General features: G+C 28.3%; 19 protein-coding genes. 3 read left to right on the top strand and 16 right to left on the bottom strand.

Going from position 1 to position 19,458, the window contains the following annotated elements; genetic code table 11:
• Positions 1–117: 117 nt before the first annotated feature.
• A complete protein-coding gene (locus IC213_RS09485; protein WP_227836553.1) occupies positions 118–1,080 on the bottom strand; it encodes a cysteine synthase family protein in 963 nt (320 codons plus the stop codon).
• Positions 1,081–1,270: 190 nt separating this feature from the next.
• Here IC213_RS09485 and IC213_RS09480 point away from each other — a divergent pair, with 190 nt between their 5' ends.
• The gene (locus IC213_RS09480) at positions 1,271–1,822 is read left to right on the top strand and encodes an XRE family transcriptional regulator (protein WP_227482217.1); all 552 of its coding nucleotides are present in this window, start codon (positions 1,271–1,273) and stop codon (positions 1,820–1,822) included.
• Between the two features lie 301 nt (positions 1,823–2,123).
• On the opposite strand, the gene IC213_RS09475 is transcribed toward IC213_RS09480, so the two are convergent.
• From IC213_RS09475 to IC213_RS09460, 4 genes are all read right to left on the bottom strand, one after another.
• The gene (locus tag IC213_RS09475; protein WP_227437625.1) at positions 2,124–2,342 is read right to left on the bottom strand and encodes a hypothetical protein; all 219 of its coding nucleotides are present in this window, start codon (positions 2,340–2,342) and stop codon (positions 2,124–2,126) included.
• Between the two features lie 285 nt (positions 2,343–2,627).
• On the bottom strand, positions 2,628–2,786 hold the full coding sequence (locus IC213_RS09470; protein ID WP_227437628.1) for a type I toxin-antitoxin system toxin: 159 nt from the start codon (positions 2,784–2,786) through the stop codon (positions 2,628–2,630).
• A gap of 154 nt (positions 2,787–2,940) precedes the next feature.
• Positions 2,941–4,368, bottom strand: coding sequence for a cell wall-binding repeat-containing protein (locus tag IC213_RS09465; RefSeq protein WP_227863030.1), 1,428 nt, complete (start codon positions 4,366–4,368; stop codon positions 2,941–2,943).
• Between the two features lie 242 nt (positions 4,369–4,610).
• Positions 4,611–5,423 carry an FxLYD domain-containing protein gene (locus IC213_RS09460; protein ID WP_227863029.1) on the bottom strand — a complete coding sequence of 271 codons (813 nt, stop codon included), beginning with the start codon at positions 5,421–5,423 and terminating at the stop codon, positions 4,611–4,613.
• Positions 5,424–5,603: 180 nt separating this feature from the next.
• On the opposite strand from IC213_RS09460, the gene IC213_RS09455 reads away from it, so the two are divergent.
• A complete protein-coding gene (locus IC213_RS09455; RefSeq protein ID WP_227437633.1) occupies positions 5,604–7,121 on the top strand; it encodes a recombinase family protein in 1,518 nt (505 codons plus the stop codon).
• A gap of 43 nt (positions 7,122–7,164) precedes the next feature.
• Positions 7,165–7,428 (top strand): sigma-70 family RNA polymerase sigma factor, encoded by a 264-nt coding sequence (locus IC213_RS09450; protein ID WP_413927177.1) that lies wholly within the window; start codon positions 7,165–7,167, stop codon positions 7,426–7,428.
• Between the two features lie 99 nt (positions 7,429–7,527).
• Here the strand turns inward: IC213_RS09450 and IC213_RS09445 are convergent, their stop codons facing one another.
• The 11 genes from IC213_RS09445 to IC213_RS09395 all read right to left on the bottom strand — a co-directional run bounded on the left by IC213_RS09445 (position 7,528) and on the right by IC213_RS09395 (position 19,454).
• On the bottom strand, positions 7,528–9,192 hold the full coding sequence (locus IC213_RS09445; protein ID WP_227482213.1) for a peptidoglycan D,D-transpeptidase FtsI family protein: 1,665 nt from the start codon (positions 9,190–9,192) through the stop codon (positions 7,528–7,530).
• A gap of 71 nt (positions 9,193–9,263) precedes the next feature.
• Entirely contained in the window at positions 9,264–10,511 is a 1,248-nt protein-coding gene (locus IC213_RS09440) for a peptidase U32 family protein (RefSeq protein ID WP_227482212.1), read from the bottom strand.
• Positions 10,498–11,172: an O-methyltransferase gene (locus IC213_RS09435; RefSeq protein ID WP_227434147.1), complete on the bottom strand. Its 675-nt coding sequence runs from the start codon at positions 11,170–11,172 to the stop codon at positions 10,498–10,500. The genes IC213_RS09440 and IC213_RS09435 overlap by 14 nt, the downstream gene beginning before the upstream one ends.
• Positions 11,173–11,343: 171 nt before the next feature.
• Complete coding sequence (gene mltG / locus IC213_RS09430) at positions 11,344–12,423, bottom strand: endolytic transglycosylase MltG (RefSeq protein ID WP_227482211.1); 1,080 nt, start codon at positions 12,421–12,423, stop codon at positions 11,344–11,346.
• 226 nt (positions 12,424–12,649) lie between these two features.
• Positions 12,650–13,975, bottom strand: coding sequence for a pyrimidine-nucleoside phosphorylase (locus IC213_RS09425; RefSeq protein WP_227863028.1), 1,326 nt, complete (start codon positions 13,973–13,975; stop codon positions 12,650–12,652).
• Between the two features lie 178 nt (positions 13,976–14,153).
• Positions 14,154–14,966 (bottom strand): purine-nucleoside phosphorylase, encoded by an 813-nt coding sequence (locus IC213_RS09420; protein WP_227434144.1) that lies wholly within the window; start codon positions 14,964–14,966, stop codon positions 14,154–14,156.
• A 68-nt stretch (positions 14,967–15,034) separates the two neighbouring features.
• The gene (locus IC213_RS09415) at positions 15,035–16,207 is read right to left on the bottom strand and encodes a phosphopentomutase (RefSeq protein WP_227434143.1); all 1,173 of its coding nucleotides are present in this window, start codon (positions 16,205–16,207) and stop codon (positions 15,035–15,037) included.
• A 41-nt stretch (positions 16,208–16,248) separates the two neighbouring features.
• Positions 16,249–17,163: a tyrosine-type recombinase/integrase gene (locus tag IC213_RS09410; protein WP_227831233.1), complete on the bottom strand. Its 915-nt coding sequence runs from the start codon at positions 17,161–17,163 to the stop codon at positions 16,249–16,251.
• Positions 17,164–17,174: 11 nt separating this feature from the next.
• On the bottom strand, positions 17,175–17,780 hold the full coding sequence (locus IC213_RS09405; protein ID WP_227434141.1) for a stage II sporulation protein M: 606 nt from the start codon (positions 17,778–17,780) through the stop codon (positions 17,175–17,177).
• Positions 17,781–17,848: 68 nt separating this feature from the next.
• Positions 17,849–18,385, bottom strand: a complete 537-nt coding sequence (locus IC213_RS09400; RefSeq protein WP_227434140.1) for an NUDIX hydrolase — start codon at positions 18,383–18,385, stop codon at positions 17,849–17,851.
• 1 nt (position 18,386) lies between these two features.
• A complete protein-coding gene (locus IC213_RS09395) occupies positions 18,387–19,454 on the bottom strand; it encodes a DUF3866 family protein (protein ID WP_227434139.1) in 1,068 nt (355 codons plus the stop codon).
• Between the last annotated feature and the right edge of the window lie 4 nt (positions 19,455–19,458).

Raw genomic sequence — 19,458 nt, 5'->3', positions numbered from 1 at the left:
CTCAGGTTTAAAGAGATACTTTTTTGTAGTTAAATTATGATTTTTTTAAAAACATAACTGATGAATTTTAATATATATTTTTAATTTAAAAGTTGGTACATTAATATTTTAATGTCATTATAATTCTTCATATAAATCAGTACTCAAGTATTTTAAGCCACTATCATTAAGAGTAAGAACTATATTTTTACCTTTTTCTGAACTCTCTAATAATTTAATTGCTGCGCATACATTTGCTCCAGAAGAAAAACCTGCAAATACGCCTTCTAATTTAGCCAATTTTCTAGCTACATTAGTTGCTTCATCATCTGTTACCTGAATATAACCATCAATAAACTTTTTATCTACTAATGGTAAATCCATAGAATAACCTCCACCTTGTATTTTATGCCCTTGATCAGTTATTTCTTTGCCTGAATAAATTGCTGCTGTTGAAGGTTCAACCACATAGCATTTAATAGAAGAATTGTGCTTTTTAAGTGTTTTCGAACAACCAGCAAAAGTACTACCACTTCCAAGGAAATCTACAAATACATCAATATTCCCATCTAATTGTTTCCACATTTCTTCTGCTGTATAATATTCATGTGCATGATTACAAGCTTCTAAATTAAATTGATCTGCTCTAAATGCATTTCTTTCTTTTGCAATTTTTTGAGCCTCAACTTCTACAAGTGCTAAATCTGCTCCAGAAACTTGTCCATGAACTGAATTAGGCATTTGGTCTACAAGAACTACTTCTGCTCCTAAAGCTTTCATCATTCTTGCTCTTTCCATAGAATTTCCTTTTGACATGCATGCAATAAACTTATAGCCCTTACATGCACAAGCTATTGCCAATCCTGTACCTGTATTTCCACTTGTCAATTCTACAACTGCTTGTCCAGGAACTAATAGCCCTGCATTTTCTGCTTCTGTAATCATTTGTAATGCTACACGGTCCTTTTTACTAAATCCTGGATTTAAATACTCCATCTTTGCATAAATATTACCATCTACTCCAAATTCCTTCACTATTTTAGATAAGTGTAACATTGGAGTATTTCCTATTGCTTCTGTAACATTATTAAGTACATGCATCACAATTCCCCCTTAATCGATTAACTATCATCTGTTGAAAAACAATTATTTATACATTATAATGTATATTACGGATGTACAGTATATTTAACATTTAATATATTATGCATTCATAAATTAGAAATAATGTTAAATAAATTATACATTCGTAAATTATATTTGTCAATAATTTACAATTTAAGGAGTACATATGAGTATTAATACTATTATTGCAAAAAATTTAAATCGATTACGTAATGAACGTAATTTAAGTTTAGGTCAACTTGCTGAATTATCTGGTGTAAGTAAAGTAATGCTATCACAAATTGAAAAGGGTGATTCTAATCCTACAGTAAACACAATTTGGAAGATTGCAAATGGACTAAATGTACCATACACTGCAATACTTGACCAACCACAAGATAAAACTTTTATTGTTTCAAAATCTGACATAGATGTTCAAATTTCAGAAAATGAAGACTATCGTCTTTATTGTTATTATCCTAATACACCAACTAGAAATTTTGAATTATTTCAAATGGAACTAGAGGAAGGTCATAGTTATACATCTATTGGTCATTCTGAAAAATCTCAAGAATATATTATGATTCTAGAAGGTCAGTTAGGATTAGAAGTAAATGATTCTGTTTATCAACTTAAAGAAAATGACTCTATCTGTTTTTCAGCCGAATCAACACATACATACCATAATCAAGGAAAAAAAACATTGAAAACAGTGATAATAAATTACTATCCAGTTTAAAGATATTGATTCAAAATAGGATGATGATTTTCTCATATAAAAAGGTGAATCTTCATAGATATGATTTATCTTTTTTGTTTTCTTACACTCTTTTTCATAATTTATTGATGATGTTACATAAATATTATTGCTACCTAACTTCTAAAACCTTGAACTCCAATGAACTATTTTTTAACTGAATAACTAAGGCTCTAATTATTAGGTATTATATACTTTACAAAAATGTTATCAAAACTCTATGAAAATACTTGTCCAATTTCTTTACAGCGAAGTGCTAAGTATTAGCAACTTCTCTATTTTTTTAACTTTCAACTGTCTCAGCTTTTTTCATTGCTATATTAATAGCTATTTCTTTAGCTACAGCATCAAGTTCATTCCATCTTCTTTTGTTTTCTTCATCAGAGATACGTGGATATATTATATAAACTTCTGTATTTTGATTAGCTATGATTTTCTCATCATATTCTATATCTTTTTCAGCATCATATTTAAATGGTTTAAATTGTTGTAGTATTTTCACAATATCACCCCTTATTATAAAATATGAGGCTATAAACTTGTCTTATACTTAATATTTTTAAGATGTATTTAATTTTAAAATTCTATATTAAAAAATTGAGTATAATAAAATCAATGTAAAGTGTAGTTCATAAATAAAAATAGAGTAGTTTAACCTACTCTATCCTTCTCTAATTAATCAATATAAAATTATTATTTTTGAATATTTATACCAACTTGTGATATAATAAAAGCAAGAAGAACTACAATCTATTTAGCAGTAGAGTGGAGTTCATCATAAATGATATTATTTGAATTTATGGAATTTGATTTTTAAATCAAACTCCCAACCACTCTTAGTGCCAGCTTTGAGTGGTTTTTTACATTTTCTAAATAACTTACTTATTAAGTAAACTATATAGCTAGCTAGAATACTAGCTAATATGCTCAGTAAAAAATTATCCATACATAATCACCTCCCTCCATTTTTGTTGGGAGGATAATCTTTTGTTTGTATGAACTCCACTCTATAAATTGTAGATTACATCTTCTTGCTAAAAAGATTATAACATAATTTGGTAATCTATCTAATAAAAAATGTACACTTAGATATTCTAATTTTAGTTATAAATTTTTCCAGTTTTTATATCTATAAAAAACCAGCCAAAAGTTCCATTGCTATTTTTTGAATTGATTTTAACAGCATAAACATTACCACTATATATATCATCTCTAAAATCTATCATATCAACTATTAAGTTATTGATATTGATTTTATGTCTCTTCGCACATTCTTTTAATGCTATCTGTTTTGCTTGTTCCTCTGTTATACTTTCTTTATTTTTATAATCATCAGGATTACATACTTTCATATTACCATTAACATCATATGTATAAACTTTACTCATATCATTTTTTTCTACACAATATCTAACATCACCCTCTGCGCCTTGTTTGATATAAGCAAATGCATAGTACTCTTTTCCTGAAAAAGCAAAGTTTTTATCTAGTATAAATATTAAATCTTCATCTTCTGAATAATTAGGTTCATAGTAAAACTTATTTACACCTAGCAATTTTTTTACTGCATTAGCAGCATCTTCTACTTTATATTGTCTTCCAGTATTAGAATCTCCTATATTTTTTGTCACATTTAAACACTGTTGTAATATACTATCACTCAAATTTCCTATAGCAGTTAATTTAGTTGTACTTTTCAATACACTTTTATTACTATCATTATCAACTAACACAATAGCATTATTTTTAGCAATAGTAGAGCCAACAAGCGCATACACTAAATCAGTACCACTTGCTATATAAAATTCTTTTACTCCACTATAAAATCTATTTATTATTTTTTCATTAGTATCATATCTATCAGTCCCGCCCAATCTAGTTGAATTAGTATCATTAACTAGTTTGTCATTCATTGATGAAGTGCCACCTATTACATAACTTTCCACACCAGTTGTATTAAATGATACACTTTTTCCATCAGTTAATACTATAGCTGCTTTATCTCTAACAGCTACAGGTGCAGCACTCATTGCATCAGGTTCTCCTTTAAAAGCATTAGTCAATATCACTTTATTTACTTTGTTAATTGAATTTATTTCTTTTGCAACATCATAGCTTGTCTTAATTCTATCACTACCTTGAAGTCTTTTAATCTCTATCCCTTTATCTTTTAGAACTGTTTCTGTTGCTTTATCAATAGAGTTTTCTCCTCCAATTATATATACTTTTTTTGCCTTTTCTACTCTTTTAAGTGTAGCATTTGGTATACTATTTTTCTTAGTTAAAAGAATAGGTGCATTTGTACTACCTGCAAGCCCACTTGCAGATAATCCATCTGCCATTGTACTATCTGCATTAATCAGTATAGCTGTTGTATAGTTTTGCTTATCTGCGATAAGTCCAGCAGTTTCATATTTATCTACACCTTTAATTGTATCAATCTTATCAAGTGCATTTGCAGATATAGGGCAACTAGCAATAAACATAGATAAAGATAACCCTATTGTTAATAATTTTTTAATTTTCATAATATCTTCCCCTCCTAAATATTTTCACTTAAATTATATAACACTTTATAGAAAAAAGTTGTCATAAATTAGGAAAATTATTACTTAATATAAATATTAACTAAATTAACATTGATTATTATACATCCTTTTCATGTAGCTGAATTAATATAAAATAGTTATATAGTCTTACTAAAAATAGACTAAAAATCTATCCTCTTAAATTAGCTAATACTTTCTATATATTTTTAGATATAAATTATCTATTCAGTTATACTATAATTGTTTGCAGAATAATGAGGCGTCCACTCTATTTTTTCAAAATCCTTATCTGTATTAAACTCAAGTCTAACTTTTTGACCTTTCTTCCAAGTTCCATTTACTGATGTTGATGTTTGTGTCTCAATTATTACACCATCTTTGTCTATTAAATTTATATCTAAGTAAAAGTCTTGAAGATCTAAATCACCTGTATTTTCTACAGTAGCTTGATAAGTCTTCCAATCATATTCATCTTTTACTTTTTCAAATTTTATACCTTTTACCATAGCATCAATTTTTTCTTTTGAATCATTTTCTTCATTTATAACTTGTGCATTGTCTTTTAATACCTTAAACTCTTTTTCATCTACTTTCAAACCAAACTTGTCAACTAAAGTCAACAATATTGTACTTCTCTCATTATAAGGCTTTTCCCAAAGTTCTGAAAACTTCAATGGGTCATTTGAATAATATTTTATGGCTTCCTTTGAATCTTCAAGAGCTTTTATATAATCTTTTGCCAATTTACCAAGTTCTGGGCTCTCAAACTCAGCATCTTTATATTTTGATACAGCATCCATTTCTGCTTCTACAAATTTTTCATAAGCTTCATTCTGCTCTAAGTTTAATGTTCCAGCTTCTTCTTTAGATGCCAAATCCCATCTTTTTTTTAAACCTTTTCCTAAATCCTCGATAAATTGCTTGTCCTTACCTTTGCTTTCATCTTTTGAATCTCCCCCACTAGAGCATGCTCCCACAGAAACTGATAACATAATTATCATAAACAAACCTAGTATTTTTTTGAAATTACACATATAATTCCCCCTTAAAAATTGTTTTCAATTGAATTATACTATATTTACCTACTGAATGCTGTCGATTCATGCGAAATTTTCATACTATTTTTACAATTATATCAAGTTTTAATTATCATAAATTATACCCTTATATACTTAATATAATATATAATATATTCAAGGAGTGTGATTATTTATATGAGTGTTGCTATATACTTAAGAAAATCTCGTGCTGATGAAGAGGCAGAAAAACAAGGAGAATTTGAAACTTTAAGTAGACATAAATCAACCCTACTAAAACTAGCAAAAGAACAAAACTTGGATGTATCTGAGATAAAAGAAGAGCTAGTTTCTGGTGAAAGTATAATACATAGACCTAAAATGATTGAACTCCTAAAGGAAGTTGAAGAAAATAAATACGATTCCGTCTTAGTTATGGACTTAGACAGACTTGGTCGTGGGGATATGAAAGACCAAGGTATAATATTAGAAACTTTTAAAGAAAGTAAAACCAAAATTATAACACCTAGAAAAACATATGACCTAACAGATGAATTTGATGAAGAATATTCAGAATTTGAAGCCTTTATGGCAAGAAAAGAGCTAAAACTTATATCTAGACGTATGCAAAGAGGAAGAATAAAATCAGTTGAAGAAGGTAATTTCATAGGAACTTCTGCTCCATTTGGATATGATGCTGTAACAACAGGCAGAAAAGAAAGAATACTTATACCAAATAATGATGCTGATGTAGTTAGGACTATCTTTGACTTATATATTAATGAGGATATGGGTTGTAGTAAAATATCAAAATATCTAAATAACTTGGGCATTAAAACTGCTACAGGTGCTAACTGGTATAACTCTGCAATCACAAATATAATAAAAAATAAAGTTTATTGTGGATATATTCAATGGCAAAAAAAGGACTATAAAAAATCTAAAAATCCAAACAAAATAAAAACAGTTAAGCTAAGACCTAAAGATGAATGGATTGAGGCAAAAGGAAAGCATGAACCTTTAATAAGTGAATTAACATGGAAAAAGGCTCAAACTATACTCAAAAAAAATGGTCACATCAGCTATGGTAATCAAATAAAAAATCCACTTGCAGGAATAATAATTTGCAAAAACTGTGGTAGACCATTAGTACATAGACCATATGCAGACCACGACTATATAATTTGTTATCATCCTGGTTGTAATAAAAGTTCTCGCTTTGAATTTATTGAAGCTGCCATTTTAAAATCTTTGGAAGACACTGTAAAAAAATATCAATTAAAAGCATCTGATATAGACTTAGATAAAAATAATAAAGACAGCAATATAGAATTTCAAAAGCGAGTATTAAAAAGCTTAGAAACTGAATTAAAAGAATTGAGTAAGCAAAAAAATAAGTTATATGATTTATTGGAGCGAGGAATATATGATGAAGATACATTTATTGAAAGGTCTAATAATATAAGTTCAAGAACTGAGGAAATTAAAGATTCAATCAAGACAGTAAAAAATAAATTAAATACTGTTAAAAAAGATAATGCTAAAATGATAGAAGATATTAAAACTGTACTATCACTTTACCACGATTCAGATTTACTTGGAAAAAATAAACTCCTAAAATCTGTAATTGATAAAGCAGTTTATTACAAATCTAAAGAACAAAAACTAGATTCTTTTGAATTAATGGTTCATTTGAAATTACATGAAGACCAGTAATACCAATAACATATAAAGAGTAGTATGTAATGAAATAAGTCTTTTGGATATACTTGGTACAGATGTCAACTATGTTCTTGACGAAGTTGAGTTAAAAGTTCAAGTTGGAAAACTATATGAACAACTTAACAAAATCCTTACTCCTAGAGAAAGAGAAATTGTCCAGTTAAGATACGGGTTAACTCCTTATGGGTATAAAACTCAAAGAGAAATAGCACAAAGACTTGATATCTCTAGATCATATGTGTCCAGAATCGAAAAAAAAGCTCTTAAAAAACTAGAAAAAGAGCTTGTTCAAGAAAATTAATATTATATTTTTAGAAGGATATATCGTATAACATTAGACAAAACAACTTGCCTAAAAATTAAAATTACGATATATCCTTAAATTTTATAATACATGACTTTATTTTATACTTTCACATATTTCTTTAAATATAGGTATTGCTGATTTACTTTCCTTTTGAGTTCCTTCTACTAGCACAGTTATTACATACTTAGGTCTTTTCTCTGGATAAAATCCAGTTATCCAACCATGATCTATTGGCTTTTTATTCAGACTACTTTGAGCTGTACCAGTTTTTACCCCACATCCTCCTTCTAAATCCTTTAGGACTTTAGCTGTTCCAACTTTAGAAACAGATTTCATAATTTCTTTTACTTGTGTGCATACATAAGGAGAAATAATTTCTTCTTTTTTTGAAGACTTATAGGTTTTTACTGTCTCCATATCATTATTTACAAGACTTTTATATAAATATAATGGTTCAAATGTTCCATTATTAGCTATTATCTGGGTCATTTGATTTATTTGGAGTGGTGTAAATTCTATATTTTCTTGACCTATAGCTAAATTACGTATTGATATATTTTTTGGAGCTTCTCTAATTCGTTCTTCATCAAGACCAATATCAACCTTTTCAAATAAATGTAATTTTTCAGCAGATTTTAATATCTTCTCTTTACCAACTTTCATTGCTATATCTAAAAATGCTGGATTACATGAATTAGAAAAAGTTTGCTGTAAGGATTGAAGACCATGTCCATCTAGTTTATTGCATCGCAATATTTCATTACTATTTCCAACTTTAGTTTTACCTTTGCAATTATAGGTATAATTCTCATCTACAACTCCATTTTCAAGCGCAGAAAATAGCACTACCATCTTAAACACAGAACCTGGCGGATATGTCGATTTTATGACTCTATTCTCAAATTCTCCATTTTTACTCTTTAAACTCTTTGCTATGTTATTTTGGTCAAAATTAGGTCTAGAACACATAGCAAGAATTTCACCTGTAGATACGTCTGAAATCACTGCTGCTGTTGGATTTTCTTCTTTATTTAGTATTTGCTCTAAATTTTTTTGAATATCATAATCAATAGTAGTTTTTAAATGTTTATCTTTATCTTTTTCATCAATTGTTTTTACACTTCCCTTTAAAATATTTAGAGATTTTTCGTTTCCCGCATCTCCTGCTTTAAAGGCACTTATATATTTTTCATTTGAGTTTCTAAGCACACTATCCATACTTTTTTCTATCCCCAATTGACCTGATTTATCATCATCTTTTATATAACCTATTGTATGTGATAATAAACCATCCTGTGAATATCGCATAGTCTTTTCTTCTAACATTATACCATTCTTCTCAAGTTGTTTTTTCATGCTATTATCAATATTTTCGGTCTGAATTTGTATTATAGGATGTGCCAATTGTTCTTGTATAATTTTATATATTTCCAAATCATCCATCTTCGTAGCCTTCTTAACAAGTTCCAGTATTTTATAGTTGTTATTTAATTTTTCTTTCTCAACAACTAAAATCTGAACTTTACTTGTATCTGTAAGTTTCTTATTATTTCTATCATAAATTATGCCTCGTCCACTATTTAACTCTACTTTCTCAACACTCTGCGATTCAACATTTTTTTTGTACTTATCACCTTTTAATACCTGTATATCAACTAGCCTATATATTAAACCACTATAAATTATTAAAATTATAGTAAATATATACCAGCTTCTCTTTCCCACTTTTTTAAAAAATGGAGTCTTCTTTTTTGACATGAAATCACCCCTTAGATAATTTCATTATTGACAATTTCTAAGGGGCTAATACTATTTTTATTAAATTTTTATTACTCTTCAACTTTTTCTTCTATAACTTTTCTAAGCATATAATCTTTCTCAACTTTTACAGATAGTTTTAACTTAACTATCTGTCTAGGGTGAGGAGCTGATTCTATAGGCTCTCCTTCTTCGTTGTACATTTCTTCTATTTTAGTAAACATAGTTTCTTTATAAGGTCCCATAACTTCTATTTCATCACCAACACACATTTTATTTCTCTGTTCAACTACAATAAGCCCATTTTCATCCTCTGTCTCTCTAACTATACCTATAAAATCATAGTTTCTAACATATGATGCTGATTGATAATTTTGGTCTTCTGTTGTTGGCTTATTCAAGTAAAAACCTGATGTGAAATGTCTATGGCTCCCTTTCTTCAACTCTTCCATCCACATAGGATTAAATTTCCAGTTTTCAGGGTCCTTATAAAATTCATCTATTGCCATTCTATATGCTCTTACAACTGTTGCTACGTAATATGATGTCTTCATTCTTCCTTCTATTTTTAAGCTTGTTATACCAGATTTAATTAATTCTGGTATGTATTCTATCATACACAAATCTTTTGAGTTAAAAAAGAATGTACCTCTTTCATCCTCATATATAGGGAAATATTCACCAGGTCTTTTTTCTTCAACTAAATGATATTGCCATCTGCAAGATTGAGCACAAGAACCTTTGTTTGCATCTCTTCCAGTCATATAATTACTTATCAAACATCTTCCTGAGTAAGAGATACACATAGCTCCATGCATAAAAGCTTCTATATCCATATCTAAAGGTGTTTTAGCTCTTATTTCAGATATTTCATCAAATGATAATTCTCTTGCCACTACAACTCTTTTTATTCCATGTTCATACCAAAAATTGGCACTAAGATAATTAGTTGTATTTGCTTGTGTACTTAAATGTATTTCCATATTTGGAATTACTTTTTTAATTACACTAAGAACACCTGGGTCAGCTATTATAACTGCATCTATTCCTATCTCTTCTAACTCCAATAAATAAGCTTCTAATTGTAGGAAATCTTCATTGTGAGGTATTATATTTACTGTTACAAAGACTTTCTTCCCTCTCTCATGTGCAAAAGCTACACCTTCTGCCATATCTTCTTTACTAAAGTTTTTTGCAGCAGACCTCATTCCAAAGATTTCTCCACCTATATAGACAGCGTCTGCTCCATATGTTATAGCTATTTTTAATCTCTCCAAATCACCTGCTGGAGCTAAAAGTTCAACTTTATTTAATTCCATCTACGTCACCTCTTTTACTTTCTTTATAACTTAATGCCACACCATCTCCGATTGGTATCAATGATGTACTCAAATAATCACAATTACATATATAATCTAAATAATTTCTCATTCTTTTTACTATGGTTTTCTTTCTTCTTACAACAAAATCATCATGTGCAACCATTCCTTTATATAAAATATTATCAGAAACTAATAGTCCACCATCTTTTAGCTTATCTATAACTAAATCAAAAAATAGCTTGTATTGACCTTTTGCTGCATCTATAAATATAAGGTCAAATTCACCTTGGATTTGACTCAATTTTTCTTCTGCATCTCCTTCTAGTATAGTTATGTTATTTTCAAATCCAGCTAATTTTATATTTTCTTTTGCTTTTTCTATCATTTTTTCGCTTCTTTCAACAGTTATTATATCTGCACCTTTTCCTATGATTGTTGCAAAGAAAATAGAAGAATAACCAATTGCACATCCTACTTCTAAAACTCTTTTCGGCTTTTGAATCTTTAATAAAACTTTTAACAAGTCTGAAACTTCTTTGTGTATTATAGGAACACTATTTTCTTCAGCATAAATTTCCAAATCTTTTAAAAGTCCTTCTTTTTCTTTTAATGTTACTCTTATATAATCTTCAACCAAGTCATTAACTATATTACTCATAAAAACACTCCCTAAAATAATAAACATCAAAATTTTGTCTTAATTTATTATTTTTTAAATTCATATTGCTCTGTATATTTACACTTTCTTTATTATAAATCTAAGAATAACAATTTTCAATAAAAAAGCCCAACATTATTCTTACCCTGTTAGACTTTTTATAATCATTGTTTATTTTGTGGTATTTTCATTATTTGTTGTTTTTGTATCTTTACCTTGTTTATCTCTCGCTTCCTTGTACTCTTTAACATATTTTAAATGGTCTTGATAGTTTGTACTATAGTTATTTCCTCCATCAATCTTTGCTACAAAATACAAGTAATCTGTTTTATCTGGATAAAGTGCTGCCTCAATAGATTTTATACCAGGATTTGATATTGGTGTAGGAGGTAATCCTTTATTTTTGTAACTATTATATGGTGAATCAATTTTTAAATCATTATAAGTTACAATTTTCTTTCTTTCTTCAAATATATATTGTATTGTTGCATCTGATTGAAGAGGCATACCTACTTTAAGTCTATTGTAAAATACACTTGCAATTATTGGTCTATCTTTATCAAGTACAGCTTCTTTTTCAATTATTGAAGCCATCTCCATTACTTCTTGAAGAGTCATCTTTGATTCTTTTTGTTTCTTTTTAAATTTGTCTGTATATTTACTATCAAATACGTTTAACATTTCATTTAAAATATCTTCCTCTGATTGTTTCTTTGAATTAAAATAATATGTTTCTGGATACAAAAATCCCTCTAAAGAAGTTATTCCATCTTCTTTTAAGAATGTAAACTTGTCATAAAACTCTTGAGGTTTTTTTATTAGATTTTCAAAGGTAGTTTTATCTCCTAAGTTTTTATTTACTAATATTGATATAATTTCTTTAGATGTAGACCCTTCTGGAATAGTTACTTTTACACCATCATGATATATTTTTCCTGAAGCTAAAAGGCTTATTATATCATTATTTGAATACGATTGATTAAGTAAATATGTTCCTGATTTTATAGATGGTGCCTTATTACTTACTTTTACTATCAATTTAAACAATAATTCATTTTTTATTAATTTATTTTCATATAGTATGTCAGATATTTTTCCAACTGATGCTCCACTTGGAATGTCAATAATTACATCTTCTTTGTTATTTTTGTCATAAGGACCTATTTGCATAGACACAAATATACCTACCACAACAATTAAAATAACAACTATTAATGCTACTATTTTCAATCTATTTTTTTTAAAATTCATAATATAATCTACTCCTTATGTATATTTGTCCATTTTCTATTATAAAACTAAGCACTGTAATTTTCAATCATCTTGTCGAATAAACTTATTTATATTATAAAAAAATACTTTAAAATATATTTTTATTATTATATATTTAATACTTCTCAAACTTTTCAAAAAAATAAAAAACCTAACACTATTTTTAACATGTTAGGCTTTTTATAATCACTTTTTCTAAAATTTTCTAAAATTTTTTAATTTCATCTTTAGTTACAATACCATATACTAATTTATTTTTTTCTATTTCTTCATCTACAATAGAATATGAATTGACGAATCTATCCTTTGCTAGTGTAAGTTTTTTCTCATCATCATAGTGCATATATGCTAAAACTTCACCCTTTTTTACATAATCTCCAACTTTTTTTTCTAAAATTATTCCTGCTGATAAATCTAAAATATCATCTTTAGTTTCTCTACCAGCTCCAAGAATCATAGCTGATATGCCTATATCCTCTGCCTTAATCTTACTTATATACCCAGATTTATCTGATTTGATTGGATACTTATACTTTGATTCTTTAAATAGAGAATAATCATCAACTATATCTTTATTTCCACCTTGATTTTCTATGAACTCTTTAAGTTTATCTATAGCTCTACCAGATTTTATTGATTCTTGTATCTTTTCAATACCATCATTAAAGTTACATGCAACTTTTGCTAAAATCAGCATATATGCTCCTAAAACTTCACATAATTCAACAAGGTCTTTTGGTCCATTTCCTTTTAAGGTTTCAATTGCTTCTATAACCTCTAAAGAGTTCCCAACAGCAAAGCCTAGAGGTTCATCCATATCTGTCACAATTCCTATGGTATCTTTATTCATACCAACACCTATATCAACCATAGCTTTTGCCAATTCAAAAGACTCCTCTAAAGTCTTCATAAATGCCCCATTTCCAGTTTTCACATCTAATACGATTGCATCAGCTCCGGAAGCTAGCTTTTTAGACATTACACTAGATGCTATCAATGATATATTGTCTACAGTTGCTGTAACATCCCTAAGAGCATAGATTTTTTTATCTGCAATTGCTACCTTTGCACTTTGACCACAAACTGCTATTTTATGCTTGTTTACAGAATCAATAAATTTATTTATATCCATTTCTGTAGAAAAACCTGGTATAGCTTCCAATTTATCAATAGTTCCTCCAGTATGTCCAAGACCTCTTCCAGACATTTTTGCAACTGGTGCTCCACATGAAGCAACTAAAGGAATAAGAGCTATTGTAGTCTTATCTCCGACACCACCTGTACTGTGTTTATCTACTTTTATACCCTCGATATCTGAAAGCTCTATCATATCACCAGAGTGCATCATTGCCTCTGTAAGATATACAGTTTCTTGTCTATTCATCTTATTTAAATAAATAGACATTAATAGTGCAGAAGCTTGATAGTCAGGTATATCTCCTTTAGAATAGTTTTCTATAAAGTAATTTATCTCTTCTTTGCTAAGTTCTAAATTATCTCTCTTTTTTTTTATAATATCATACATTCTCATACTTGAAATCTCCATTCTAACCTGTAATAATGTAAATAAATTTATAAACATATTTATATATTATAATATTATAAAAAACTGTCTCTTATTAGAAATACTTTTCTATATCAAGACAGCTCCTTATTAATTATTTTCAAATTGTACATTATCTATTTTATAATAAATTTACTTAAATCCTCTATAAATTCTTAACTGTACTCTTAACTAAGTTCAAAAACTCTGATTTGACTTTTTGAGTAGTTTGTATAACTTCTTCATGACTTAATGGTTGATTTAAGATACCAGCAGCCATATTAGTTATACAAGATATACCAATAACATCAATATTAGAATGTGCTGCTACTATAACTTCTGGAACTGTTGACATTCCAACTGCATCAGCACCCAATATTTGAGCCATTCTTACTTCTGCTGGTGTTTCATAATTGGGTCCACTAAAGAACATATATACACCTTCTTTTACATCTATATTGTATTCTTTAGCACACTCTTTAACTATATCTATATATTTACATGAATATGCATCTGACATATCTGGAAATCTATCTCCAAGTCTATCATCATTTTTTCCTACTAATGGATTACTACCACTAAAATTTATATGGTCTCTTATAATCATCAAATCCCCTGGTTTAAATTGCTTATTTACACCACCAGCAGCATTAGTTACTACAATAATTTCGACTCCAAGAGCTTTCATAACTCTAACTGGAAAAGTGGCTTCTTTTTGAGAATAACCTTCATAGTAATGAAATCTTCCTTGCATAGCAATTACTTCTTTTCCTGCAAGCTTTCCAATAACAAGTTGCCCAGCATGTCCTTCTACTGTTGAAACAGGGAAATTTGGAATTTCGCTATATTTAATTATGACAGAATCTTCTATATCATTTGCTAAATCACCAAGCCCAGAACCTAATATTAGACCAACTTTAGGCTTTATATTAATTTTAGAATTTATAAATTTACTACTTTGTTCTATCTTTTCAAACATTCCAATCCCTCCATTCATTCTATTAAGATAATTTTTATTAGCTTATATATTTATCTTCTATTTAATATTTAAAATAAATCTTTTTTAAAACTCGTTCCATGTTTAGGCAGTTTTACATCCAATATATCTGCAACAGTTGCTCCAATATCAGCAAAAGTATCTTTTATTCCTAAATTAAATCCTTTTTTAATCTTACTACCATAAATCATTACTGGAATATATTCTCTTGTATGGTCTGTACCTTTATATGTTGGGTCATTTCCATGGTCTGCATTAATTATAAGAATATCATCTTCCCTCATATTGCTCATTATCTCAGGAAGCCTATTATCAAACTCTTCAAGTGCTTTCTTATATCCTTCTGGGTCTCTTCTATGACCATATTTTGAATCAAAATCAACAAGGTTTGAATATATCAAGCCTTTATTATCTTGTTTCATATATTTTAAAGTTTCATCTACTCCATCCATATTACTTTTAGTATGAATAGCTTCTGTAATTCCTTTACCATTAAAAATATCTTCTATTTTTCCAACAGCTAATACTTCAAGACCTGATTCTTTTATATTATCAAGTACAGTTGGTTCAAATGGGTCCAGTGAATAATCTCTTCTATTTGAAGTTCTAACAAATTCACCTGTTTTTTTACCTATAAATGGTCTGGCAATTACTCTAGCCACTGCATTATCACCCATCATTATTTCTCTAGCTATTTTACACATACTATACAACTCTTCTAGTGGAATCACCTCTTCATTAGCTGCTATTTGAAATACACTATCAGCTGAAGTATATACTATTACATCTCCAGTTTTTATTTGATGTTCTCCATATTCATCAATTATCACAGTCCCTGAAGCTGGCTTATTTCCTACTACTTTTCTTCCAGTTTTTTTCTCAAACTCTTCTATAATTTCTTTTGAAAATCCATGTTCAAATGTTTTAAAAGGTTTATCAACTATTATCCCAGTCATTTCCCAGTGACCAGTAGTAGTATCTTTTCCTTGAGACATTTCCTTACATTTTCCAAAGCATCCTATTGGCTCTTTTTCATCTTCAAAAAAATCTACACCATCTATATTTCCTATACCTAATTTTCTCATATTAGGAATTTGTATTTCTGGATATTCTTTAAATATATTTCCAAGAGTACTTACATCCTTACTGTCTCCAAAATTTTCAGCATCAGGCAATGCTCCTATTCCAACACTATCAATTACAATCCAAATTACTCTGCTCATATAAATATGCTCCTTTTAAATTATAAAATTTGCTATATAGTCTATTTAGCTTCTACTTTTTGTAACTCTATATCAATATCATTTCTAGGATGTTTTTCTTTTATTTCTCTTCTCACGTTTTTATCTATGTGGTTTAAATATACTTGTAAACTAGACAAATTAACATTTCCTAAGATTTTACTTACAACAGCAATGTTAGCACCTTCATTCAAAAGATGAATAGCAAATGAATGTCTAAGCATTGTAGGATTTATGTTTTTATCTATATTAGCTAAATTAGAATATTTTTTTATAACTTTCCAAAGACCTTGTCGTGTGAATCTTTGTCCTAATGAACTTACAAATAATGACTTTTCACCTTCTACAGCTATTTTAGGTCTTGCTTCTTTTAAATATTTATCTAAATAAAGTTTTGTAATATCACAAAGAGGTATCACTCTTTGGCTTTTACAGCATGAACTACAATATATATAGTCAATATCCAAGTCAACATCGTCTACATTCATATCTACTAACTCTGATACTTTTATACCTGTACCATATAATACTTCAAAAATAGCCTTGTCCCTAATTAATTTAGGTGTTGTTAACTTAGGAAAATTTAATAATCTTTCAATTTCTTCTTCTGTAAGTATATTTATATTTTCTTTTTTTACCTTAGGTTTTTTTATATCCTTTGCAGGATTATTTGTACATACATGATTTAAAAATAAATAATCATGAAAAGATTTTATAGATGATATCATCCTTGCTATTGTAGCTATTGATACATTATCTTTTTCCAACTTTATTAAATAACTTATAATATCATTTTCTACTATATCTACTAGTTTAATGCTTTTTTGATTTATATATTCCATATATTTTTTTATATCCATAAAGTATGATGCCACTGTGTTCTCTGATAATTTTTTTTTATCTTTTATGTAATCTATATATCCCTCTATAATATCCATTATAAACTCCTTTATTTAACTAGGAACTTAATAATACCAATACTTACAGTATTTAATATTAATTGCAACCCCAATGATAGTGCTATTATAATTATAATATTTAGTATGTACCTCTTAATTAAAAACTGCATATTTCTTCTATTTTTCTTTTTAAATTCATAAACCATCTCTTTAAAATAGCTTAAACTAATTAATGTTAATATGATTGCACATGGAATAATAATCAAATTTTTAAATAATATTATCAAAATCATTTTTGCACTCTTAAATTTTAATGCCAATATAAAACTATTTATTGTATATCCAATTGACATTCCCTTTAATACAAAAATTACTAATACTGCTGGAATTGTTACTACAAATAGACTTAATAGAGCTATCGAGCCCATAAAGATTGTATCTGACTTTAAATTTTGTAGAACGGTATCTTTTACATTTATATTCAGATTATAATACTCTACAGCAGGATTTATATTGTTTAATATATTATCATTAGAACCTGGTAATATTTTATTTATATAGGACCCAATAACAATAGACATCATAAACAACAATCCTATAATAATTATTTGTCTATTTAATTCTCTAAAATCATTTTTTCTATATGTTTTTCTCAATTTTATTCCCCCTTGTCCTTTATAAAATAATATGCTGTAGGACAAGGGGTTATTCATTTTTATAAATATTAATTTTTAAACATATCTTTTACTAATAATAATCCAATAGAAGTTTTTGCATCTTCAACATCATTTTTTAATACCATATTATAGGCTTCTTCAAGTTCAACTTCGTAAACATCTAAAAATTCATCTGCATCTAGATTATTTTCTCCTGGAGTAAGACCTGTTGCCAAATATACAAACATTATCTCATTAGAAAAACCTGCTGAAGTGAAAAATTTATGTATTAGCTTAATATTTTTTGCACTATAACCAGTTTCTTCTTTTAGCTCCCTCTCAGCACATTCTTTAGGACTTTCATTTTTTTCTAGCTTACCAGCTGGAATTTCAAAAATTGGTTTTTCTATAGGTTTTCTAAATTGCTTCACTAATACAACTTTATTATCATCTGTAATTGCAACTATTCCTACTGCACCACCAACTTCTACTAATTCCCTCTTTTGATATCCTTGTCCTGGAATTTCAACAGTATCGACCTTTAAAGTAATTACCTTACCTGTATAAACTCTATCACTACTAATAGTTTTTTCTTCTAATACCATCTTAAACCTCCATTAAGTAATATGCTGCTGTACTTGCAGCTTTGAAAAATGCCTCATCTTGCTCATAATTTCTTCCCATACTTTTTACTTTTAGATTAAAATAGTCTAAATCCTCTTTCGTTTTATTATTATCTATATAAATTATATTATGCTTTTTATCTAAACCACTAGTTTTAACTTGTTCTTTTATAAATTTTAATTTTTCATCATCATATATAGTTATTGGTATATCTATATTTACATTTACAATTTCTTCAAATACAGTCATACTGTGATGTGAAATACCTTGATGCCTTTCTCGTTTGTCAGCAAAACTAATTCTTGGAATTGCTATTGCTTGTCCTCCAAGCTTTATTACAGCATCAAGAATTGGACCTTGTTCAATTCCTGTAAATCCATATTTAGTACCTGTACCAGCAATTCCTGGTCCCATACTTACAAATACTACATCGGCTTTTAATATTTCTTTTGCTGTAATCAATGCAGTGTATATATTTATACACTCATAGTCTCCCCCAAATGCATTTCCTATAGTTATTGTACTATCTATTAATTTTTTTTCTTTTAAAGTATCTACATTTTTACTTAAATAAATTGGAAGAGATGCTCCATCAGTCATTATATATACTAGTTTCTTATTCGGGTTATTTCTTTTAAATGAAGCTACAAATGGAGTTAACATACTATGAAGAGTTCCTACTACAACAGGAAGGCCTTCTAACTCTGTAAAATCATCAAATTTATCATGATAAATGCTTTCTTGTTCCTCAACAGCGTCTACCTTTATTTGAAGTGGTGTATATCTAAGTTTCATTATATGACCACCTTCAATTAAACTAGATTCCAAATTGTTTAAATTAGTTATTACAAAATGGTATCCACCAGTTCCTAGACTTAGTTCTACTGCTGTTGTATTTAAAACTACTTCATCCCCTATATCTACTACTCCAGACAGTTTTGGATAATTGTATGCTCTTTGTATTTCTCCATTTATATTTACTCTTATATCATCCAACGTTTCAGTTTGACTTACAATTGACTCAACAATCCCCACTCTTTTGCTTATCATAATG

The organism is Clostridioides sp. ES-S-0049-02, assembly GCF_020658465.1.
Lineage (GTDB): Bacteria > Bacillota > Clostridia > Peptostreptococcales > Peptostreptococcaceae > Clostridioides.
The sequence above is the reverse complement of the archived record's forward strand: the minus strand, read 5'-3'. Positions and strand labels throughout refer to the sequence as shown.